18 protein-coding genes are annotated in these 23,760 nt (G+C 48.8%); 8 read left to right on the forward strand and 10 right to left on the reverse strand.

Annotation, left to right across the window (positions count from 1 at the left end; all coding sequences use genetic code 11):
- Window positions 1–161: 161 nt before the first annotated feature.
- The 4 genes from pgaA to BTA51_RS13765 are packed head-to-tail and all read left to right on the forward strand — an operon-like array spanning window position 162 to window position 6,211.
- Window positions 162–2,693: a poly-beta-1,6 N-acetyl-D-glucosamine export porin PgaA gene (gene pgaA / locus BTA51_RS13750; protein ID WP_094708079.1), complete on the forward strand. Its 2,532-nt coding sequence runs from the start codon at window positions 162–164 to the stop codon at window positions 2,691–2,693.
- The gene (gene pgaB, locus BTA51_RS13755) at window positions 2,690–4,642 is read left to right on the forward strand and encodes a poly-beta-1,6-N-acetyl-D-glucosamine N-deacetylase PgaB (protein ID WP_094708081.1); all 1,953 of its coding nucleotides are present in this window, start codon (window positions 2,690–2,692) and stop codon (window positions 4,640–4,642) included. The genes pgaA and pgaB overlap by 4 nt, the downstream gene beginning before the upstream one ends.
- Window positions 4,639–5,883, forward strand: coding sequence for a poly-beta-1,6-N-acetyl-D-glucosamine synthase (gene pgaC, locus BTA51_RS13760; RefSeq protein WP_094708083.1), 1,245 nt, complete (start codon window positions 4,639–4,641; stop codon window positions 5,881–5,883). The genes pgaB and pgaC overlap by 4 nt, the downstream gene beginning before the upstream one ends.
- Complete coding sequence (locus BTA51_RS13765) at window positions 5,876–6,211, forward strand: hypothetical protein (protein WP_094708085.1); 336 nt, start codon at window positions 5,876–5,878, stop codon at window positions 6,209–6,211. The genes pgaC and BTA51_RS13765 overlap by 8 nt, the downstream gene beginning before the upstream one ends.
- Window positions 6,212–6,291: 80 nt before the next feature.
- On the opposite strand, the gene BTA51_RS13770 is transcribed toward BTA51_RS13765, so the two are convergent.
- Window positions 6,292–8,850: a M14 family zinc carboxypeptidase gene (locus tag BTA51_RS13770; RefSeq protein WP_094708087.1), complete on the reverse strand. Its 2,559-nt coding sequence runs from the start codon at window positions 8,848–8,850 to the stop codon at window positions 6,292–6,294.
- Window positions 8,851–9,397: 547 nt separating this feature from the next.
- Between BTA51_RS13770 and BTA51_RS13775 the strand changes: the two genes are divergently transcribed.
- Together BTA51_RS13775 and BTA51_RS13780 are read left to right on the forward strand one after the other, a co-directional pair.
- A complete protein-coding gene (locus BTA51_RS13775) occupies window positions 9,398–10,729 on the forward strand; it encodes a hypothetical protein (protein ID WP_094708089.1) in 1,332 nt (443 codons plus the stop codon).
- A 101-nt stretch (window positions 10,730–10,830) separates the two neighbouring features.
- Window positions 10,831–13,095 (forward strand): hypothetical protein, encoded by a 2,265-nt coding sequence (locus BTA51_RS13780; protein WP_141215594.1) that lies wholly within the window; start codon window positions 10,831–10,833, stop codon window positions 13,093–13,095.
- A gap of 1 nt (window position 13,096) precedes the next feature.
- On the opposite strand, the gene BTA51_RS13785 is transcribed toward BTA51_RS13780, so the two are convergent.
- Window positions 13,097–13,957: a LysR substrate-binding domain-containing protein gene (locus BTA51_RS13785; RefSeq protein WP_094708093.1), complete on the reverse strand. Its 861-nt coding sequence runs from the start codon at window positions 13,955–13,957 to the stop codon at window positions 13,097–13,099.
- 109 nt (window positions 13,958–14,066) lie between these two features.
- On the opposite strand from BTA51_RS13785, the gene BTA51_RS13790 reads away from it, so the two are divergent.
- Window positions 14,067–14,285, forward strand: coding sequence for a hypothetical protein (locus BTA51_RS13790; protein ID WP_094708095.1), 219 nt, complete (start codon window positions 14,067–14,069; stop codon window positions 14,283–14,285).
- Between the two features lie 101 nt (window positions 14,286–14,386).
- Here the strand turns inward: BTA51_RS13790 and BTA51_RS13795 are convergent, their stop codons facing one another.
- From BTA51_RS13795 to BTA51_RS13805, 3 genes are all read right to left on the reverse strand, one after another.
- A complete protein-coding gene (locus BTA51_RS13795) occupies window positions 14,387–15,214 on the reverse strand; it encodes a phytanoyl-CoA dioxygenase family protein (protein WP_094708097.1) in 828 nt (275 codons plus the stop codon).
- Window positions 15,215–15,379: 165 nt separating this feature from the next.
- Window positions 15,380–16,402: a multidrug resistance efflux transporter family protein gene (locus BTA51_RS13800; protein ID WP_094708099.1), complete on the reverse strand. Its 1,023-nt coding sequence runs from the start codon at window positions 16,400–16,402 to the stop codon at window positions 15,380–15,382.
- Window positions 16,403–16,472: 70 nt separating this feature from the next.
- Window positions 16,473–17,702 (reverse strand): aromatic ring-hydroxylating dioxygenase subunit alpha, encoded by a 1,230-nt coding sequence (locus BTA51_RS13805; protein WP_094708101.1) that lies wholly within the window; start codon window positions 17,700–17,702, stop codon window positions 16,473–16,475.
- Window positions 17,703–18,190: 488 nt separating this feature from the next.
- On the opposite strand from BTA51_RS13805, the gene BTA51_RS13810 reads away from it, so the two are divergent.
- Window positions 18,191–19,960 carry a hemopexin repeat-containing protein gene (locus BTA51_RS13810; protein ID WP_094708103.1) on the forward strand — a complete coding sequence of 590 codons (1,770 nt, stop codon included), beginning with the start codon at window positions 18,191–18,193 and terminating at the stop codon, window positions 19,958–19,960.
- Between the two features lie 206 nt (window positions 19,961–20,166).
- On the opposite strand, the gene BTA51_RS13815 is transcribed toward BTA51_RS13810, so the two are convergent.
- The 5 genes from BTA51_RS13815 to BTA51_RS13835 all read right to left on the reverse strand — a co-directional run.
- Complete coding sequence (locus tag BTA51_RS13815; RefSeq protein WP_094708105.1) at window positions 20,167–20,811, reverse strand: putative adhesin; 645 nt, start codon at window positions 20,809–20,811, stop codon at window positions 20,167–20,169.
- 315 nt (window positions 20,812–21,126) lie between these two features.
- Entirely contained in the window at window positions 21,127–22,107 is a 981-nt protein-coding gene (locus BTA51_RS13820) for a transposase (RefSeq protein WP_094708107.1), read from the reverse strand.
- A 146-nt stretch (window positions 22,108–22,253) separates the two neighbouring features.
- Window positions 22,254–22,781 (reverse strand): hypothetical protein, encoded by a 528-nt coding sequence (locus BTA51_RS13825; RefSeq protein ID WP_094708109.1) that lies wholly within the window; start codon window positions 22,779–22,781, stop codon window positions 22,254–22,256.
- Window positions 22,782–22,800: 19 nt separating this feature from the next.
- Window positions 22,801–23,109 (reverse strand): hypothetical protein, encoded by a 309-nt coding sequence (locus BTA51_RS29930; RefSeq protein ID WP_141215595.1) that lies wholly within the window; start codon window positions 23,107–23,109, stop codon window positions 22,801–22,803.
- Between the two features lie 10 nt (window positions 23,110–23,119).
- Window positions 23,120–23,760, reverse strand: a 641-nt coding sequence (locus BTA51_RS13835; protein WP_141215596.1) for a DUF3990 domain-containing protein, incomplete at its 5' end; no start/stop codon positions are given.

Here is a 23,760-nt window from a genome sequence, read left to right on the forward strand (position 1 = left end):
GGCCGCATCTTGCGTATTCGAGCTGTACAAACGACTTCAATCAACATCTCTGTCTTCTAGCGAAAGGATCGTACGCAGTAACACGGTTCATTCCCTGATTAGGGCCTGATATCAGGCCCTAGCGTTTAGATGGACATAACGCTTAATGGGCCAACAATCAGATGAGCAACTACCGAACGGAACCGCACCGGTTGACGTCCGTCCGCAGGTTCGCATGCCTGCTCTTAGGATCTATTCCCCTTCACCTCAGCCAGCCGCTGATGGCGGTTCCCACGATCGATCAACCTGGAGCCGTTGGTCGACAGGAGAACACTGACCAACAGGAGAACGCTGATCAACAGAAGAGCATTGATCGACAGCGGGACATTGACGAACGACGGGAACAACTGGTTGAGACGGCACGACATGGCAATCTGTCCGAAGCCGTTAAAGATATGGGGAAGCTCTATCAGAAGACCGGTAATTCGAGAGTATTGAACGACCTTATCGCTCTTCACAGCTGGAACGGCACTTTAGGGAGTGTTCTCGACCTATGCTACCCATGCGACATGAAGAGCCTGAACGAGAACAGTCTGGAAGCACTCGCCAAGGCTCATCGAAACCGGCAGGACTTCAAGACCGCGGCGGCCTTCTATTCTCAGCTCAGCCAGAGGAATCCCAACAATATTGACGGCTGGCTGGGCTTGGCCCTGACCAGCGCCGAAATGGGTGAAGATATCCATGCGCAAAAAGCGATTGCCCACTACAGAGACCTGGGCAAGCCCGGTATCGAACGATTCGAAAACGAACTGTATGTGATGACCGTACTCCAGGATCGCGTCGGCGAATTGGGCGTTTTGCAAGCCTACTACGATTATGCTCCCAACAGGGACATCGGCTTGCGTTTCTACAAAACCGCCATTGAGCTTGGTGCCAGCTCTGCCGCACAGACGATCGTGAATGAGCATCCGGAATGGTTCACCGGTATCGATCGATACTGGCTTGACTATTACCAGGCCACATTGAATATCCGCAGCGGAATCAGCTCCTATCGTCAAAACGTTCTTGATGAGGGAATCCAGCAGCTACAACAGTTGGCCAAGGTCGTTCCTGCAGATCACTCCCTATATCAGCGAATCCAATTGGATATTTTCTATGGTCTGGTGTCCGCTAAGAGGTACCCGGAAGCCACAGCCAACCTTGCAGTGATCGACACAATAGAAAATGTGCCGCCCTACATTCTGGAAGCTAAAGCTGACTTGTTGATCGCCACCAGAAAGCCTTTTGGGGCCGTGGAAATATATTCCGATCTCTATGCAAAGAACCATGATCCGGAAATCGGTCGCAAGCTTTACTACGCCTACATGGATGCCGAGCAATATGAGGCCGGTACTGATTTGCTAAACCAACTATTGGAAAGCCAACCCCCTACCCGGTGGGATTTCACCGGAAGCTTCCGCCTCAATAATGAGAAGTACCAGCAACTACTGGAGCAAAGCATTCTGCACACGGCCTGGTGTGGAGACCTCGAAACCGCGGGCGTGTCTCTCCGAGCTGCGGTCACAGAGGCACCGGGAAATCCCTGGTTGTGGCTGGACCTGGGCAATGTGGAGCGCTGGCAGGGACGGTTTGCGGATGCAGAGAAGAGCTACCTTCGTGCCGATGCCCTGATGTCAGAGTCTTCACGTGGACCAGCGCAGAGAAGCCTTTGGGTGAATCAACTGGAAAAAGGTGACTGGAGGGATCTCAACGGACAAAGACAGAAACTGAACTCGACTTATCCGGATGATGAGCAAAAGGATATTAATCGCCGCTGGGCGGAAGCCACAGCACCATTTCTGACGATAGACCTGGGTCGCGTTCGGACAGAGAACGAAAAAGCCGGTCAGGCACAGAATTCAGAAGACTGGCAATACGATGTCCAACTCTTTTCCCAGCGCTGGGAAGGGCAGCGCTTTTACGCCCATGATCAGAAACTCTATGGGAAATGGGAAGAGCGGGATCTCTATGCAAGATACAGCGGCATAGGCGCCGACCTGACCTGGTATCCCCTGACCCTGGATCTGGAGGCCGGTTCCGGCAGTCAGCTCAATGATAAAAAATATCTGTGGAGTTCAGTTAACTGGAGTCTGGACGACCAATGGAGCGTGCAGGCTGCTTATCGATACAATCCTTCCAACACCCCACTCAGAGCGCTTCATGATGGACATTATATGCGCCAGTGGAGTCTGGGCTTTGTACACAAGCCGGCGCCGGATCTTTCCTGGGGAGGACAGGCACAACTCTATAAATTTACGGACGGCAATGACCGCCAAATCCTCAACGGGTGGTTAGACGCACGGATATGGCAAACCGCCCGTTACAAGCTGTCCGCTGTCGCGGGCATTACTGACAGTGACAACGACGTTGTTCCGGTCAATTACTTCAATCCTATCTCGGATCGTAATTTCAACCTGGAATTGCGCCACAGCTATCACCTGAAACTGTCCGACAACTGGGATCTGGACCAATTTCTGGAAACCGGTGCCAACCGTTACCACCAGTCCGGATTTTCCACTGAGACAGGATGGAAGCTCGGCTACAGCCAGCAATGGCTCTGGCGGGACAGAGTCTCCCTCAAGCTGGGCATCAACCACAACAAAGCTATCTATGATGGGGAGCCCGAATACGGTTTATCGGTTTTCGCTAACATCGATGTGAGGTTCGTGCCGTGAAAACTGTCATCTGCCTAGCGATTCTGATTCAAATACTGTTCTCGTCAGCGGCTCTGGCCCGCCCTGAAAACAGTTATGTGGTTCTGGCGTATCACGATTTGTATGACGTCAAACTTCAACCAACCAAGCGGATTTTTGCCAATACCGTCAGTCGCGACCGCTTCATTGAGCATCTCAACTGGATAAAACAGAACAATTATCATCCGGTCAGTTTCCAACAAATTCTTGAGGCTAAAGCGGGTAAATCCACATTACCCCAGAACGCTGTACTGCTTACTTTCGATGATGGCTATGAGTCTTTCTATACAACGGCATTCCCACTATTGAAACTATACGGCTACCCTGCCGTGATTGGTCTGGTCGGTAAATGGCTGGAAAGCGAACCCGGCCAGGAAGTGCAATACGGAAAGACCAACCTGGATCGTAAACACTTCCTGAACTGGGCACAGATTCGGGAAATGGAAGCGTCCGGATTGATTGAATTCGCCTCCCACACTTTCAATCTGCATTACGGTATTTTTGCCAATCCCTTTGGCAATGAGCAGCCGGCAGCGGTCAGCCCACAGTTTGATAAATCAAGCGGTCAATACGAAACCCCGGTCCAGTACGAACAGCGTCTTCGCAATGACTTTCAAACCACTCGCCAGCAAATGAAGTCAGAAGGAATAAGAGAACCTCGAATCCTGATTTGGCCCTACGGAGCCTATAGTGAGCAGTCGATCAATTTTGCCCGGGAGGAAGGCTATCCTTTTACGTTTTCCCTGGATGAAGGATATAACCTCGCCAGCGACACCGGCGATCATGTCTACCGTTATTTGATGGATCAGGAGATCGGTCTTGAGCATTTTGATCGAATTCTGCAGGGGGAACCCAAGACTCCTGTCGCCAAAAGAATTCTGCATGTGGACCTGGACTATGTGTACGATTCTGATCCCAAGGCGATGCAGAAAAATATTGATCTGCTCATCGAACGGGTCAGCCGGTTCCGAGTCAATACGGTATATCTTCAGGCGTTTGCCGACCCGGACGGAAATGGCGTGGCGGATAAGCTGTATTTTCCCAATCGGCACCTTCCTGTTCGTGCAGATATTTTCAATCGCGTCGCCTGGCAGCTCCGCTCGAGAGCCGGTGTCAGAATCTATGCCTGGATGCCGGTACTGGCCTTTGACCTTGGTAAAGACTACCAATACGTGACCGACGTCCGCACCGGAAAACCGGCCCCGGAACACTATCTCAGACTATCGCCGTTCTCAGAGAAAAACCTCCAGGCCATCGATGATATTTACGAAGATCTCGGCTTCTACGGAAAGTTCCACGGCATACTCTTTCACGACGATGCCTTCCTGGGGGACTTTGAAGATGCCTCCCCGGAAGCACAACAGCAATACAGCGCCTGGGGGTTGGATGCTTCCGTCAAAAATATTCGGGATGACATTGCCCAGTTCAAACGCTGGAGCAAGCTTAAAACCGATTATCTGATCAAAATCACTCATCGATTTGCCCAACGTAGCAACCGATATTTTGCCAGTGACGGTCAACGCCTGCAGCTCGCCCGGAACATGTATGCCCAACCGGTACTGAATCCCAACAGTGAAACCTGGTACGCGCAGAATCTGGAAGCTTTTGCGGAGGCCTATGATGACGTGGCGGTCATGGCCATGCCTTTTATGGAGCAGCAAAAGCACCCCGAGAAATGGCTTCGCCGTATATCGAGAGTAGCGCTGGATAGAATCGGTCCGGATAAACTGGTGTTCGAACTACAGGCTCTGGATTGGCGTAACAATACGCCTGTACCGGATGCTGTTCTTAAACGCCAGATGCAGATTATTACTGAAGAGGGCCTTAAGAGCTTTGGTTACTATCCGGACGACTTCATTTCCGGTGTTCCTGACCTGAATACGGTTCGTCCGGATCTGTCGCTCAATTCCACCTTGGGGAGCGGCAAATGAGCCTGGATGTGTTGTTGCTATGCGTTTATTTGTACCCCAGTGTGATGGCGTTGGTCTGGATTACCGGCGGAATCTATTACTTCTTTCATTGGGAATACCATTATCTGAAGAAATACCCGGACCACAAGCTCACGCTGCGGCACTATCCAAGAATTTCCATCATGGTGCCCTGTTACAACGAAGGTCCCAATATCGAAGAGACCATTCACAGTCTTCTGCTGCAGGACTATCCCAACTACGAAATCATCGCCATCAACGATGGCAGCAAGGACGATACCGGTGCGCGGCTGGACAAGCTGTCAGAAGCCAATCCTTTGCTGAAAGTCATACATCAGCCCAATCAAGGCAAAGCTGCGGCACTGAATAATGCACTCCAGTATGCGGAGGGCGAATGTCTGGTCTGTATCGATGGTGACGCCCTGCTTGATCGCAATGCACTGGTCTGGATGGTCCGGCACCTGTTAAGTACCAATGGAGTCGGTGCGGTGACAGGTAACCCAAGGGTAAGAACCCGCACGACCATGGTGGGACGCATTCAGACCGGTGAGTTTTCCTCCATCATCGGCCTGATCAAAAGGGCACAACGTATCTACGGAACCTTGTTCACCATTTCAGGAGTCGTCTGCGCCTTCCGCAAATCCGCCATTCAGGAAATTGGCGGTTGGAGCACTGACATGGTCACCGAAGACATCGACGTGAGCTGGCGTCTGCAAATGGCCGGTTGGAACATCCGTTACGAACCCATGGCCCGATGCTGGGTATTGATGCCGGAAACCATTCGAGGATTATACAAACAGAGATTGCGATGGGCACAGGGCGGCGCGGAGGTTTGTCTGAAATACGGCTGGCGCTGCCTTTATCAGGGAAAGCTCAGGTTCTGGCCTCTCCTGCTCGACTATCTTGCCAGTGTCTATTGGAGCTACAGCGTCATTGCCCTACTTGCCTGGCGCCTGGTGACATTCTCAGAAGCCCCCACAGCAACACAAGTGCTGACTTTTGAAGTCTGTGGGGTCCTCATGATTTTCCTGTGCCTGGCGCAGTTTCTGGTCAGTATTCTCATTGACCGCCATTACGATCAGGGACTGTTGAAAAACTTTCTGTGGTGCATCTGGTATCCACTGTTTTACTGGATACTCAACATCGCCACCATCACCATCGCAGTGCCCAAAGCGCTTTTCAGAAAACCGAATCAACCTGCCGTTTGGGAAAGCCCGGATAGAGGAGAAATTTTTCGTGGCTGAATCATCTAAAATCCAATTGATCTATACACAGCCCTCTAAACGGGACTTTAGTCTGCTATTGAGAGACGGAACAATCTCAATACTTACCTGGCTGCTTTGGGGTTATCTGCTGGCCCACCCGTTGTACTATTTCACCTATGCTCAGGGAGAGCCCATCTCGCCCCTACTTCAATTATCACTTCAGGACCTACTGAAATGGACCGGCGTCTCTCTTGCCACCATCTTAATCCTCTACTACTTCTGGTCTCGCACCAGATTGCTGAAGTGGTGGTGGAAACGGCGCTCTCTTTGGAAGCAAGTTGCTGTGGAGTTGCTTAGAGGCGCATGAGCGACCTTTTCTAATCGTCATAAAAAAGGTCGGCATTGCCGACCTTTAAGATTGAACCATCTGAATCTCAACAGAGACATTTACTCAAAAGTAATGCTCCACTGGTTCAGCGTTCCCACATCCTGGTTTGCCAGATCTCTGACGCGAAGTCCCCATTCGCCTGCAGAATCTTGATTTCCTACAGATACTGAATAGGTTTGCACGATATTGTCAGAGGAACCGCCAGAACGATTGTGCAGGTTATAGCTGCCTCCAGCCGGGTCCAACAGGTCCACAATCAGATCACCTTTGTAGGTATGAGTGATGTCCACTGACACACTCACAGTGCCTGAGGCACCAGTACGAGTGACGTTAATTGGACTGGTAATGCCCGTGGAGTTGTTGTCCGGAATAGAAAATGGAGTGTTATTTTCAAAGGTTCCAGGATTACCGCCACCATCGCCGTCACCGATTTCCACAGTGTAGTCTTCCACTTCACCGTAGTTGAAGGTACCGCAAGGTGTAGGCGCAGCGTTGTAACGCATAGCAACCCGCATGGTGGTTTTGCCCAGGGCCGCTCCAGTTGGAATACTAAGCGTACCTGTCACCTGGCTGGATGATGCACCACCGGAGGAGAAAACTTCTTCGCCAGTGTCTTCAAAATCGCCGTCGCCGTTCAGATCCACCCACATTTTCCAGTATTCTTTATAGCTGCTACCGGCAAATTGAGGGGTCAGGGTGACGGAGTTTCCACCCCGAACCAGTGGCACAACCTCACCAGTCTTGGCTTCAGTAAAATCGCTGTATTTACTGGAACCTGATGCGTGGCTATAGCTACCTACACCAACCTCCCCGATCCATTCATCCGAAGCGTTATTACCGGCGGCTGAACAGTAGTTGGTGGGTGGCTGAGGATCATTATCAATCACCAGGAAGATGGCTGATACAGCCCCCCAGACACCTGACGCATCACGACTGCGAACATAAACCATATGTTTGCCTTCAGACCATCCCGTCGTGTCAATCACACCTTGGATACCTTCTGATTTACTGTTGAAGCTGCCATCAGCCGCTGCAAGCGGAATCGCAGTCGCACCGTCATCCCAGGGAGACTCGTCCACATAGTACTCCGCAGCCGCAATATTCTGGGTGCTTTCAGTACCATTACTGTTATTGAAACGGGTATCCGTAGCTGTAGCGCTCAACGTCACCGGCGTACCAGGTTCAACACCAGAGTCCGACGCCCCATCGCTCAACGACAGGTTAGTGATATCCGGACCTCCAGGGGTAATGTAAGGAGACCGTACCACTTTGGCAGCATAGATCAATGCCGGTAAATTGTTCGGTTTGATCGTATTCTCAAACGTGTTACAGCTCTGGAAGAACTGGGTGCCCAGCTCAAAAGTAAAGGCCGGAACACCAAGCTCCCCGTAGCTTATGCCGTCACTGGTTCCATCGGTGGGATACAAACCGATGGATTGCTGGGGGGTATAACCATTGTAGTAGGCGAATTTGCGTCCCAGGGTCTGCATGGCAGTGCCGTTGGGCGCCGCCTGACTGGTATCACCCCAGGGCCAGAGCACCAGTTCACTGTAGCTGTGGATATCCAAATGAATGCCGCTGGTATCTTCTGGTGCGGCATCGTTACGTCCCGGCCCCCTGCGGTCAGGGAAGATACTGCGGACATAAGATTCCAGCGCCTGAATTTCAGGTTCCGAACCTGCGCTGGGTCCACGATAGGTCGCATCGCACTGATCGCCACTGGAACCATTACCGTTGGTGGAGTTCCAGCCGAAAGAAAAGTTACGATTCAAATCCGCCCCGCGACTATTGCTGGTGGCACCACAATAGTTCTGGTTAGTGTTCTTCCGCCAGGACAAACCGGTTTCTGCGCGCTTGCGGCCATCCGGGTTGGTCTGCAGCATCAGGTGCACTTCGTGGTGATCCATAATCCAGGTGGCGTCAGCATCGGTGCCGTATCCGTTAACCAGCCAGCGGGCAAATTCCAGGGTCAATGGCGCCGTGGTGTATTCACGCGCATGGATCGCACTGTTAATAAACAGTACAGGCTTATCGCCGGTCTGGTTCTTATTGGTCAGCTTGAGCACGAACATGTCGTAGCCGCCGTTGCCCTGGGTTTTGTCCCAGGAATTCCCCACGTCGATCCACTCCGCCAGGTCAGGATGATCCTGCGCCATGCCGGCAGCCACAGCAAAGGTCTCTTCCACAGTTTCATAACAGGAATAGCCCGGAATACCACTAATAGTGATTTCCGAGCTCAATGCCTGTGGGGCATCAAGACTCTGCTGCAACCGATTCTGCATCTGTTCGAGAATCTGATTTCTTTGCTCGATGAATTCATAGGCCACTTCAAACTTGAAACCGAACGTTTCCAGTTTTTCCATGTCTTCTGACGTCAGCTCCATGATCAAGTAGCCGTCGTCATAATGCGACTCCAGCATCTGGCCATGAAAGCTGATAGCCGCTTTACGGGCTATTTCAAGGGAAGGGAAAAAGGCTTTGTATACGTCACTGCTGTTTTTTTCCTGCTCCAGCAACTGGATGGTGTCCTGCTTGGATACAGGATCTGCGTAGGTCAGGGCCGGGATAAGGCTGGACAAGACCACCGCAGAGAGCGGGAGGTATTTGGATATCTTCATGATGTCTCCTTGTTATATAAGTTCACCAAGGTCCTCGGATAAGAGGACCCATGTGACTGGAGCCTTGATATGGCTCCCGGGAACCGACAATGCGGAGCCCCGTTTCCTTTAGCCATGCACATTATGGTGAGGGTTATCCTCACTGGGCCTGAGCACCCTTAGATGCTGATAGAGATATCGACTACCATCTGTACAAAATGTGCAAGAGAGTAAAATTAGCTCTTCCGCCGCCAACAATCAAAGTTAATTTATAGACGTTAAAAAAATTGTGATGAGGTTATAAAACATTCAATCATCTGTCATGGCCATCTAAATTCGTTGGCACAGTTATCAGAGGGGATCTATAGTTATTGTGACTGTACATTTTTTACACAGAAACACTCAGGTATCATAGATACGGAAGCAAGGAGTTAAACGACATTCAATGCCGGGCGCTGCTGGAATACTTAGAAATATTTGAGCACCGGCACCAATAGATCTGAGGGGGAAATCCATCGGTGGGAAGAGTCTGTTCCCCGCCCTGGTTTAATTGACAAGGAGCAAAGTTATGTCTGCAAAAGCCAATATCGTCACATCCGATCTCCCCGAACCGAATACAGATTTGTCGGCAATCAAAGAACTGGCAACACAGTCATTCAGTATTACCAGTGCCCCACCCCCTAACGGGTACAAAGAGTTACTGCAAATCGTGGCGGCAGCCCTGAAATTTTTTCCTCCACTCTATGTGCAGTCCATTTTCGGACCAGTATTGAGTTGGCTTCCTCCACATGAGATAGATTCAGAATTCAATATCATAGATATCTGGCGTCCGCTGAGAACTGTGGACTATCTGGTGGATGTTACCGTCCCCGCCCGCTCTCATGCACCCAACCGTTGGCTCAGGACGATATTACCCCCTGTGGTACAACACTTTTTCTGGCGTCCAAGCAACTATTTCCAGCAGCCCGACCCCTTTGCCAGTGATAATTCATTTGCCAATGAACAATGGTTTTTTATTAATGGGGTTGCCACTAATGAGGCTGTAGCTCATATCAATTCCACATTGCTGAGTAAGCTGTTCTACCGCCCTTTCACCGTCATCCACAACGCCACGGATTCCCTTGTCGTCGACCTGCTTGAATGTGCTGTCGGTAAAACATTCAAAACCGATCCCAATTTGTCCAAACCCCAAACCATGACGGAGCCCACCATCAAAGCGACGATAGCTATTCTGGAGGCCCTGAAAGATCCACAAAAAGACAAAGTGGTTGTCATCTGTCATTCCCAGGGCACCATCATTACTGCGAACGTGCTCCGAGCCTTGAGACGCGCCCTTCTACACATTGATCTGTTACGTCAGGATCCTGATAGTTTACCGGCGCTGGACCTTCAACTGATTGATGAGCTGGCTCTTGAGATCCTGCTACGGGGGGATCTGCTGCAGAAAACCAAGAAGGAACTTGATGAATATCTCACGCAGATAATGAGCCGAATGGAGGTCTACACCTTTGCGAATTGCGCCGACAGAATGACCTACGTCGCAGAGGTAAAGAACAATAAAGGGGAAAAAGTAGGCCTGCCCTATATCGAGAACTTTGCCAATCAGTTCGACCTCGTGGCCCGCCTGGGAGTGCTGTCACCTTTGAAGGAGTCCGACCCTTCCTTAATTAAGATTGATGGACCTCTTTTTGAGAAAACCGGCATGAGCGCCTGGGGACATCTGCTGAATCAACATTATCTGTTCGGCATACAGGATTTCCTGGATGGAGCACCCGGCCAGGTGTCCAATCCCTATCAAGCAGTACATAGTTCAGGCTCTCCAGCGAAAAACAGCCCCCCCAAATTGCCTCGTCTGTACGGTTATTACAACGGAGGCCGCCCCCGCCCCTATTACGAATAGCCGGCCCCGGAAATGGAACATGCCTGATCTGTTATCAATCCAGTACACAGATCAGGCTCCGGGTTTTCTCAACTTGAATGATGCAGCAGGGAGTGAATGTCATGATTCGATACTATCATCTCACTGAGCAAGGCCTGGGATCACCGATAGATCTTTCCACAATTCACGACACTGATACTAAGTTCGTATTTTTTCTGGGAGGCATATTACACCTTAACGGTCAGTATATAGGGCCAGGACTTGGCAACCTGCTATATGCCATGTGCGCAGATGCCAGACGAGAGTTTCAAATCTGCACCGTTACGCTATCAGATACCCCAGTGAGCAATGAGTTGGTCAACGATATGCACGAGTTGGCGAGGCATAACCACATACTGCCTTATATGGAAACTCTCACTCGGGAACTTCTCTTTCCCGCACATAGAATGGCCATCTGGAATACCCTTCCACATCTGGCCTTGCAGCAAGAGTTAACTCGCCATTTTCAGCGCTTCATTTTTTTGGGTTATTCCTTCGGCACAAGCCTTATTCAGCAGCTGGAACTCATTAGCCGCCAAATCTTCTGCGCCAACCAGTTCCCGCTTACCCCTTTGGCATCTGCTCATGGGCTGAACATCGGTCCCTGCCTTTGTCCCAGATTATGGATGGCTGATAGCAATGAAACCGTTAACGTCGGACGAAGCGGCAGCTTTTCCAGCCCTGCTCGTGAGTATGATAGTGACGTTTTCACCCAAGCGTTTTTTATCCGTGCAAACGATAAATTTATGCAGGACGTCATAGGAAAAGAACTTATCCCAACTCAGTCAATGGGAGACTTCCCATCAAGATATCAAATCAACCGAAAAACATTTGTCATAGAAAACGCCTGCAACGCCATGGCGGTAAAGTTGCAGCTTTTTCCCCTTCCCAGTGGCCAGACGATTGGACAAATAGACTATCGGAATGACCCAAGTGGCCACGAACTAACCACTTATTGCAGCACTAAGGAGTTAATCATTTCCGCTGAACGGCAAATTGCCACTTATCCTTCTTCAAGTTTGGCAGGCCCCATCCGGGAAACGCTGTGCAGCATGATTGATGGGACCTATCATGATCAGACCCTGAGTACGAAAGCTATTTCAAGTTCCCACCAGGTATTCACTGCCTATCAAACCGAATTTACCACCCTGTATGCGAATTATTGCGATGCTGACTTACAGCAAGCGACAAAGCTTACCCTGGACGAGATGGAACGGCTGCACCCTATTGGCTTGTCAAACCAATATCTTAATGAGCACGTCATATCAGAAGCCGTGTCTGGCCTATTTAACTGCCGGAAAAAATCGGAAGATTGCGAAGTGTCTGAAATTACCACTAAGCAAGGACTGCAACGATTAATGTCGCAGATCTCACTGGAAGATCTAAAGACCGATATATGCACAGAAGTCTTCGATCAGCATATAGTTCCGGAAAGAGTCGGAATATGGAAACAAACACTGCTGACTTTGAACGAATTTCAGAGATTTGCGCCTGAAGATATTTTCCCCTGGAGTCTACAGAATTCATTTTCTCTTCGAGATATCTACGACCTTCTCGATCTTGAGATTAATCAAATCGTCGTCAAGCACCTAATGAAATCCCTTCAGACAATATATTCAGAAAAGATGATCCACATTGACGATGCCAAACTAATGTGTGACTACGTTTTGGGTAATTTCAGTACACGAATAGATCAGAAAACCCTCCAATCATTACTGGAAATGGCGGCAGGCTTTTCTGCCAGTCCTGAACCTTTGATCTACTTTTCGTTAGGCTGTGGCAACGGCCAAGCCGACGTTAAATACGTTCATAAGCTTTCCGAAGCCCTTCCACATAAACAGATTCTGGTTGCGGGTATGGATACATATCGCGGAAAGATGGGCCATGTTTTTGAATATGCTTTTGATGGCATCATCATCCCTCCCCCATCCGGTACAGAATCAGTTTCATATCCCGCGTTAGTGCGTGCTGCGTTTGATTGTTCCACAGCTGACGTTCTCCTGGTGGAACGATTTGCATTTCATCACTTCGGTATGACCTGTCGTCAGCTCAAGCACCTATTGGACAACTGCCCACTGCTGTCAGTAGAAGAGCCGGTAACCGCCCCCGAGAGAGCCCAACTTTTACCGCGAGTTGCACGTATCGCATACGACCTTCTAATAAATTGGGCGCTCGACATGATGGGTGACCAGAACTGGATTATTCCCGCTATCACCTCACCTGCTCCTCAAACCAGCCAATTTCAGGTTCTTTATCGATGGGCCGAACACCTTCCTGGTGAAGGTACTCAAGTGGAAGGTGTTTATCCTCGTACGGATGTTATTAAGTATCATCCATTTCAATACTGAATCAGGCGACCATAGGAGGACGGTTCTTCAACCAGTCGGCGAACAGGCTTGCCGGGACCGATGATTTTCGGTACTGAAACATAACCGACACATCAGGCAATGTAGGTAAGCCTTCATTCTCTCCCAAAATCCTGGTTTTCCCCCGGGCAGCGTGGCTGGTACGAGCGGTTATACCGAGTCCTCCCTCAACAGCGCTAATAAGAGCCGACAAGCTACTGGTCCGATACACTTCTCTCCAGGGAATATCCGACTGCCTGAGGGCTTCGACACAGAGTACCCGGAAAACGCATCTGGAACTGAAACTGAGGATCGGCAACAGCTGCCCCTGAGTCCATTGAAACTCTGGATGGGCATGCCAGCAGACCTGATAAGTCCTGAGCATCTCCCCTGCTCCGACACTCACCCTGCTAAGGTAGATAACGTAGTCGAACTCTCCCCGATCAAACGCAGTCTCCAGTTCGGAACTTTCTCCGCTATCCACCGATAACAGAATCTGGGGATACTGCCTGGCAAATACCGCTAGCTCCTGAGTGAGGTTACTTTCTGCCAGGGAATGAGACACCCCGATTCTCAGCTCTCCCTCCATGGCACTTCCCTGGAGAGCATTCAACGCCTCACTCTGCAGATCCAGCATCCGACGCGCGTATACCAACATGGTTTCACCTGCGGGCGTCAACTGCTTTCGCCGCCCGCTCTGCTGGAACAGCTTGTGCCCGACGCGCTCTTCCAGTCGCTGCATCTGCATACTCACGGCGGACTGAGTCTTGTGAAGCCGTTCAGCGGCACGGTTGATCCCCCCGTTTTCAACCACGTTGACAAAAGTAGACAACAGTTCAGTGGACAGGTCGGCCGAATAGTTCATTTTATTTGAACCTTTGCATAAAAATAATTCGATTTTTATTATTTTTCCACAGGATTATCTTAGCTGCAATACAACAACTCGTGATTTCAGCTATTCAGAGGACCTTGCCATGTGTGTATCGCAAGTTTACTTACCCAGCCGGGAGCATCATAAAGAGCAAGAAATAAAGCGTGACCAGAATGGAGCCATTGATGTTGACTTTTACGCCCAAAAGGCCAGGAAATTAAGGGCTGATGCCTTCATGCAGCTGTTAGAGAAAACACTGCTTCAGAAGACGGAGCTTCGTAAGACGAAAGAGCAGAAAAAGGATCAGGCTGACTGTGCCTAGCACCGGTAGCCATCGGGCAGCCCGCTAGAAGGTTTGGGAATGGCTCCCAAACCTTCCACCTTCCACCTTCCACCTTCCACCTTCCACCTTCCAAAAGCATATTACATGGCAAACTCCCCCAGGTTTGGTCGTTGTAACCAATTCTCCGGGGCGTAATGGCAGGCCGCATCGACGACATGGAAGGTCAGAGCAATACGTGACTTGTTTGATTGGTTTGGTGCGCTGTAATGAGGTAGATGACCATGAAATACCAACAGACTCCCGGCTTTAACCGGTATTGGGTTGCCGCTGTCCCTGGTCCAGGGTAAATCACTCAGGGGTTCCATTCTCAGCTCCCCTTGCTCGCAGAAATAGCGCTCCCGCAAAGGACCATGGTGACCGCCAGGTTCCAGCCAGAGACAGCCATTTTCCAAAGTCGCATCTTCCAGGGCAAACCAATAAGTGATAACGCTGGTGGGATCAGTAAAGAAGAATGTTGCATCCTGGTGCCAAGTCACTTCCCCGCCAATACGAGGTTGTTTAAAAATCACCATTGTCTGGTACAGCGATGGATGTGAGAGTCCGAGATCCTTTGCGATGGTACCGAAATCACGACGTTGCGCAAATTGCCGGAACACGGGATCCAGATCATGCAATGCATGGCCAATCTTGTTAATGGATTGTGAACGGGGCTGCAGTAGTTCGCCGTTATCGCCAAATGCCTTTTCCTCAAAGAAGCAACGAATCGTTTCCGCAGAACCTAAAAAGTAGCTATTGTCGATTTGAGACCGATCAGTCGTGGAAAAAAGTCCCGCCTGCTCCAGATGGTCTTCTTCGATGATGTCATAAGCCCGCTCAATTAATGCCTTTCGTTCCTCATCGGAAACCATATCAGGCAGAAGCAGATAACCGGCGTTTGTAAACTGGGATATTTGAGTATCGGTCAGCATATCAATGGTCTATATCGCTCAGAGTAAAAGAGTAAAAGAGTAAAAGAGTAAAAGAGTAAAAGAGACAGGTAAATTACATCCTTGCAGGAAGCCTTGGCAATACCATTTGGAACGCCCAAGGACTTAATCGGGACGAGCCGGATTTTAAGATCAGCATCGCCGCCCCTATTTTTCACCAGCCTGCAAATACTGAAGTTTCCTGCGTCGGGACAAAAAGAACCGCTCCCACTTCATTCCAAACCCCATTAATCCAACCAATACCATAACCAGTCCCGCCAACTGCATATAGGTAGGGATTCTCGGATCAACAAACATCAGCTCAAAGAACAGGGCAAATAACACTTCTGTGGCCTGGGTCGTATCAACAGCGACCACCTTTACGGGGTCTGAAGTCAGGTTTCGGGCATAGAAAAATACCGATGTTGCCAATACTCCGGCAACCAATGCCACGATAAAGGTCTGTAAATATTGGTCTTCTGCCGGCATACCGGGCCAACATACAATCACCAGGAGCAACCAGAATGGAATTGACCCCAGCGAAAGAAGCAACACCACAGAGAAAGCGTTATTTAGAAGTGGAGATTGTATTCTTGGCACGTAGGCCAAGCCTCCATTTTTGGCAGAGTTAACCAGTTGATTGCCAAAAGGATAGGCAACCGCGGACACAATGATCGGCAGCACTCCCATGATGAACAGATCAGTATTGGTTTCGTCCACATCACCGGCCCAGTTAACCAGCGTCGCTCCGATTAATACCAGAAAGGAAAATGGCAGAACTCTCAGTGGAAACCGGTACCCCATAAACATCAATACGATGGGAGAGAATATGATCGTCAACTGAAAAGTTGCTGCAACGGCCCAACCTCGTAAATGTTCTGACGAGAATGCGATACCGGTATAAAACAGACCGCAGGAGAAACTCCCTGCAATGATCCAGAATGCCAGGTTCTGACGGAACAGGCGAAATAACTCCGGCAGATAGCCCCTTCCTTTCGTCAGGCGAAGCAAAACCAGCAATATAAGAATGGTAAACATATACCTTAAAACGGCTGTCCAAACCCAACTTCCGCCACCGAACGAAATTTCGTAATTGATCACGAAAGTCAAACTAAACAGCGCGGCTGACACCAGACCTATCCCGATCAATACGGGCAGGCTGGTTAATGATCGTTCATTCCGTGTAGTCATTCATCTTTATCCTTTATCGCAGGTGCCGTTTTATTCACCTCTGGTGCCGTTATATTCACCTCGGGTGACATCATCCTTCACACGAACTAAGTTGAGTTTCCCTGGTGCCTGCATCAGGGTCGTGGGAGATAGATGACCCGGTGTCTGCCTCGATCATGTTAATGAGATCAGGGCCGAGGACTTTATGGAGTATTCTCTGGTCCAGCATTTGAACCACTCGTTCCTGCTCGGTGTAGAGCCCTGTCACCTTATTGTTGAGCCCTTTTTGCTGGTATTCCGTAATCCAGTCATCCTCTTCCACCACTTGGTCCCATCGTTCCCTATAAAGGCTTGCCACAAGATCAAAGTCCTCCCGCTGCAGAGTTTCTTCTGGAAAGCAGTAGCCGACATTCACTGCGACGAGGTTCTCTGAAACTGGTGTTTTCTGAATCCACCACATACAGTCCTGGGCTGTCACGATGAAAAAACCGGGGAGGATGACACAGAAATGGGTGCCGTTTTTTCCCTCACCGTAGATTCCTTGTGTATGGGGGAATCCACGGGTTCTCAGCCCTGGTTTAAGCGCGGGTGTATGAGGACTCCGATTGAATACCCCAACCCACTCACCAATACCTTCCAGAATTTCGACCGGCTGCTTGCCGATAGAATGTGAGTGTATGCAGGGCGTGTGCAACGTTTCCATATCCACTTCGACATAGAGCTTCCAATTGGACTCAAGTGTATAACTCCGGCTATGAATACATCGCATCCGGTCGATTCTATGCGGCATCGCCACTGCGTTGATGTAGTCTCCCAAAAACTCTCGCAGGCTTAGAGGATGGTCAGAAAAATTCACAAACACCAGATTGCAGACCACGTCCACGGTCATTTCCAGTAAATCAAGATGGCAGGCATTTTTCATCCTGGATTCAGAGGACAAGCCATTGGCTTTGATGAGCTTTCCATTCAGGGCATAAACCCATTTGTGATAAGGGCAAACCAATGCTTTCACCCGACCGGTATCCTGATCTGTTAACGGTGCCCCCCGATGCCGACATGAGTTGTAGAATGCCCTCACCTCTCCATCATGGTCCCTGACCACCAGAATGTTATTGCCAAGCAGGTCCCGTCTAACAAACTGACCATTGTGAAGCGAGCTTTCCAGGCACACAAAGTGCCATGCACCATCAAACACTCTTTCCTTTTCCCTGTTAAACCAATATTGAGAGCTGTAACACCACGCAGGTAATGTGGTCGCTTCACCAATATCTTTAAACACACCTGTATAGAGTTCAGGGTCAAACATACTTGTACTGTCCATTGCTCGCTCCTTTGAACCGGAAAGTCAAAATCAAAAATTTGTGGCGTTTGCTTTAGACGAGTCCCTTCGTGTTGTTTAGATGGTTTGTTTAAGCTCCCGAAGCAGATTCCAAATACTGCCTTTCGGAAGATTTATAGACGGGATTCAATCCCGATAAGCTGAGCGCATCGAGCGCCCTGAAAGAATACTGGATATTCGATTGCGACAGACAAATTGGTAACAAGCTGTTTGGTAAGTAGATAGGAAGGTAGAGAGGAATAAGCAGCTTGTATGTAGAAAGATTGATAAGTAAAAAATTGGCAGTTGGGAGGTTGAAGCGTTTTCATGACAGTTCCTTCTTTTAACAAATCCATTCATCCAGCAGTTACAGGACTATATATCATACGTGCTGAGTATTAAATGCGATAGCTTCAGGTAAACACACTGTCATTAAACACGACTATGCTTCTATGACTGGTATATACCAGAATAAAAACATAGGAGAAATTATGCTTAACTGGAAGAGTTTAACTGTGGGCCTCGGCCTGCTAACAATGACGTCTTTAGCTGTGGCGGATAATAAGGTTCTCTTGGTAGGAATTGACGGCCTGCAGTTAGAACAGTTTCAAAGGCTGGACACACCCAACTTCGACCGTCTCAACATAACGAAGGCATATACTGGCGGAATTCAGGGGGCAACTTCAGAGCAGCCCACGGTTAGCGGCCCTGGCTGGGCGACTATTCTGACCGGCGTATGGATGTCCAAGCATCGGATTGAATCCAACGATGCCGGGCTGGCCAACCCCGAATTTCCGAGCTTGTTTAAACGAATTAAAGATGCACATCCCGACGCCTACGTTGCAAGTATTGCCAACTGGTCTCCTATCAATACCAGTTTCTTCGCGAATGAAGTAGCAGGGATCGACGAAGTCGTCAGCGGCATCAACGATCAGGAAGTCGTCGACCACGCGCTGACCACCCTATCCGCTACCTCACCGGAATTTGTGTTTCTGCACCTGGACGATCCTGATCACGCAGGGCACGCGAGTTGCTTCGGTAGTGCTTACGATCAGGCCGTACATGACTCGGACCGCCGCCTGGGCCAACTCCTGGACAAAGTAGAAAGCCTTCAACGCCAGACCGCGGACAACTGGTTGGTGCTTGTAACCACGGACCATGGAAGAACACCGGTGATTGGCTGTCACCATGGCAACCAGACTGAGCCTGAGAAGACCATTTTCATAGGCTCCAACCAATCGATGAATGCCGAATTCTGGCAGCAGATTTCAGATATTCCCAATACGCAGTTCAATAGCCTCTATGGTTACCCATCCCAAGCCTCAATTGCACCAACTGTACTGAGACATCTCGGCATTCCCGTCGATGTATCCTGGCGGTTGGATGGGCTACCGTTGATTGGCGACCTGGGTGTTCGGAAACTGATGGAAGACGGCTCATCCCCGGAAAGCTTCACCTGGTATACCGCTGAGCAGACTCCCGCCAACATCTACCGCAACGGCATACTGGTGGATCAGGTATATTCAATGGATCGAGGCTGGACTGATTCCAATATGAGCCCGCCGGGAGTCACGGACTATGTCGTGGAAATCAATAACACTCCGCTGGCACTAAGGGTCAATAATTTTCAGATTGACGCAGCTTTGAGCAAAGACGCTTTCAAAGCCTACTTCTTCCGCAATGATCTGCAATACGTTCGCTACAACAAAGTCCTCGATAAATCTGACGGCGGATACCCCCGAGAAACCAACGACCAGACCTGGCCAGGATTGGAAGCCTATCGCGACCAGATCACTGCCAGTTTCCAAAAAGACCTGGGAACCAGCTATTACTTTCTCAAAAACGGGCAGTATATCAACTACGACAATATCGGAGACAAGGTCAGAAGTGGCTATCCAAAACCTATCAACAACTCTACCTGGCCGGGCCTGGAACCCTATAAGAACCAGATTGAGGCCGCCCTTCGCTGGCATAACCAGAAAGTCTATTTCTTCTTAAGCGACGGTGACTATATTCGCTATGACATCGATAAAGATGCCGTAGACAGTGGCTACCCCAAACCAATCAACGACAGCACTTGGCCAGGGCTCGGTGACTATGCCCAGGAAATTACGGCTGCCGTAAAATGGAATGATGGCCGGGGCTATATCTTCCTGACCGGCCAGCGGTACCTGCGATACAACATCAGTGAAGATAAAGTGGATGAAGGCTATCCCATGCACGTGGACAACGCGACCTGGCCCGGTTTGTTAAACCCATAGCCGCTCAGCTAGTTTTATGCAGGACACCCATTAACCCCTTTTCAACTAGTTTTATGCAGGACACCCATTAAGCGCTTTTGCTGAATAATCACTTGTCACACGCTTAAGTAGGCAAGTGATTAAGTGGGTGTCCTATTATCTTTCTTGTTTTTGTTACCGTCTATTTTTTATCCCGTTTCCAGATCGTTTTTCTGGATCATTTCAAATCAGGGATTATTGGCCGCGTTCCAGGTGCCGCTGGTTCCAATCATGCGGGACCGGCAGAATACACAGTGAATGTTGGTGTATCTGTAACCCGTACTGGCCAGCATATCCAACACATGTTTGAGGTTGACGCCACTCATCAGCTTACGATTTCGAACAGTGAGCACATCGAACTTCGGAAATGGATTGGGACACAGACGCTGCACGTGCGCTATCATGCCCTCATCGCCACTGTCCATGGCTTCCTGGCGCAAATTGATGTACGTTCTGTTGTTATCAATATCGCGACTGATGCTCTCATATGTTTCCCCGGTATCGTCTCCCTGATATTTGCCGAGGCTGTAGTTCCTGATTTTTTCGTTGCGCTGTAAACGCTGCAAATAATTAGTTTTGCCACTGATGACAGAGTTCAATCCAGGATCCAACAAAGTTTTGGTATGGGGTCCGTAAAGATAAAGCTGTGTCCATTCAGGAACACCGATCCAGCCTCCCAGTCCAGGAAACTTCCTGGCGCGCCCCGTCTGCTTCCCAAAATCCGGGCGGGGAATATATCCTCCATGGGAAGTGATCAACAGATTCTCCGCCATCATGCCGGTATCGTCGGTAAACAGATAAAGTTTGTCTCCCAAAGGTGTTTTCTTAGCCATACATCTTCCTATTACTACTACATCCAAAGCACTATAGAACTGATCTCTTCTGAAAAGTTCACAGTACGGTCCATTAAAAGGCGTTTAATTTTGAGGACTTACAATAAAGGCAAATCGTGGGATGGGATAATAAGAAAATTATATCGAGTTGATTTACAGAGTTTCACTCCACAATTCCCTGTATTAATTCCACTGCCAGATTATTGTGTGCGGCATTCTAGATTAGCGCCGAACATATTCAATTAGACGAACAAATAATACCGCACTATGACTGTTCCATTATGAATTCGCATAGCATTAAATTCAGTGCCAGCGCTAGGTCGCAAATAGTCGCCAAGCATGACGCCGACCGTGACACCATTTTTGCCCGAGCTGTGAGATTGCCAACTCCATTTTCTCTAATCTACCAGCTAACCTGGGAAAACGATGCTCAAAAAATCGGACGCCATCACGCCACTCATTCTGGTCGATATTTAGTCGCCGCAGAATTGGAGGAAAATAGTCTGGAACAGCTCCACGTTTATCCTCTCGAATAGCCCTACCCGTCCAGTCCACTAATACCAAATAGTCTTGAATATGAAAGTGAACACCTTCCTGATGAGAATCTTGTCGTTCATGACCAATCATCTCCACTAACCTGGAGATTCGGTTGGGCGAGCTTAGATGATCAATCCTTTCCTGGATAGAAGTGTAATCTGATGTTTCCGGCAATTTAGCAATGCCTGCCCGAATGGGGTTTAGATCCACATAGACCATGCAAGTGAGTAACGCGGCGTCATCCAAAAGCGCCTGGGATTTAAAGCGCCCCTCCCAGAATCGCCCTTTGCATTCGTCTTCTTCATTGGCCTTGCGGGCAATGTGCTCATTGAGACAACGCATAAACCAGCTAATGGATTTCAAACGTTCACGCCACTCGCTGGCATATTCAGCCACTCTAAGCTGAGAACCCACATCCAGCTTTTCTCCCTGCCGATATCTCGCCACCAAGGGGTTGCCACCAAACAACCGGCACCATCGCTCTATCACTTCATCCATAGACCATTGATTCACACGATCAGGATTCACTTTCAAAACGACATGGTAATGATTACTCATCACTGCATAGGCTACGACATCTATGGCAAAGATCTCAGAGAGGAGAAATAGGCGATCTACTATCCATTGGCGCCGATGTTCAAAGCTCCTGCCGGAGAATTCATCATGGCCACACAAAAACGCCCGTCGAACACAACGGGCAATACAGTGATAATAGCGGGTATCGGTGAGTGATATGAGTTCCTTTCTCGCTAGGGTCATCCTTAACCTCAATACTGGATATTTAAACAGTCACAAGATTACGAAGTGAGAAAGGCTCCGTCAACTGGTTTGTGGGTGTCCTCTTTTTCAAGAGAGGCTTAGTCGATTGGTTTATGGGTGTCCTTTAAGTTATTTTACTACTCACATTATCCACGGCGAACGTAAAACTCCTGACCCGTTTTTTCGTCAACAAGAACATCTACCCCATTTTCATTTCTAACAAACTTCAAGCTTTCTGGAACCTGTTTTCCATCAACATATTTACAGTTTGCGCTCAAAGATCCTTCATATTCCCAGCCTTCCGGCACGACAATGCGATCAACTTTTGTCGGCCTAGCACAACATACAGCTATCGTATGATTCGGATTACTATTCCAATCAGATTCTCCGATCTCAGCCCAATCACAATCAGTAGTCATACCACGCATCTGATCGACAACAACTATATCTATCGCCTTGTCAGACTGCTTAAAAGTCAATCCGTTACTAATCAAATTTTCAACATAAGCTTGAACATCTTTAGGAACCATAAAGTTGACGCAAGCTAACTCGCCATCTGAGCAAAGAGTTTCATTTGGAAGAGCAGCCATAAAAGCGTTCACACCTCCAGAATATTTTTTAACAATCGCCTCACACCGAATAACGACCGACAATGCCTCAATTAAAACAGCCACTTAGACCTCTATACTTATCCTAATCCTGATGCCCTACAAATTTTCTCTGCCATTCTACAAATGCCACTTCATTGGGAACATTTCCCTGCCCCTGATAATAATGCACCCTATCTGCCATACTTTTAGCTCCAATATGTGAGAAAAAATCAGCATTTTGCACAGGTATGCCATGCTCACTGCAATAACGTGCATCAGTAAAATTTGCATAATACCCATTAACCAAACGAACAGCATCATCGTGTGAATATCCATGTGACGATTGTAAATGGCGTACCACACACTCAAACAAATAGACTTGGGTCTCATCTAAAGAAACTTTTAAATCCATAGCTATTTTCCTACTGAACTAAATATCGATTAAATAAATCAACAGCGGTATCTGTATGGATGCTCGTCTGATCAGCCCTACCAACCCAATTTTTTATCCTTCCATCTGGCAACAAATCTCTATATAGAGGCCCTGTAACAGTATCAAACTTTGGTAGCGCCCATTCTTTAGGAGGTAAATATGGAACATCCAATTCCTTATTAAAACTAACAAAATCAGCCCACTCCTGATTTGGTGAGTCGAATTTTAAATTATTAAGATTATCGAACTCAGACTTTGGAACCCTAAACTCAAGAACATCTTGTTCTAGGTTTACCATCTTCGCAGATTGAATTGCGTCGTCTCTTGAAGTGGTCATGTAAAATCCATCACCAAAATCATTTCGAGGTTTAGATTTTGAAAGATCTATCCCATTAAGCCGTATGTCACTTGCCTTTTCAGGTGACGTACCATGATAGAAAGTTACAAAATCATCTGCATTGTTTGGAACAACAGAAACCTGCCTAGCCCCCCCATATGATACATCCACCCGAGGCCCAGGCATCACCATCGTCAAAGGATCTCCTACCCCAAGAACCGCTGCTGAACCAAAGGCTATTGATTCAAGGTAGGCCAGGTTGCTTTCATAGGGATCTGCTGACAGATTGCCTT

The sequence above is a fragment of the Hahella sp. CCB-MM4 genome, from assembly GCF_002260525.1.
In the GTDB taxonomy this organism is placed as follows: domain Bacteria; phylum Pseudomonadota; class Gammaproteobacteria; order Pseudomonadales; family Oleiphilaceae; genus Hahella.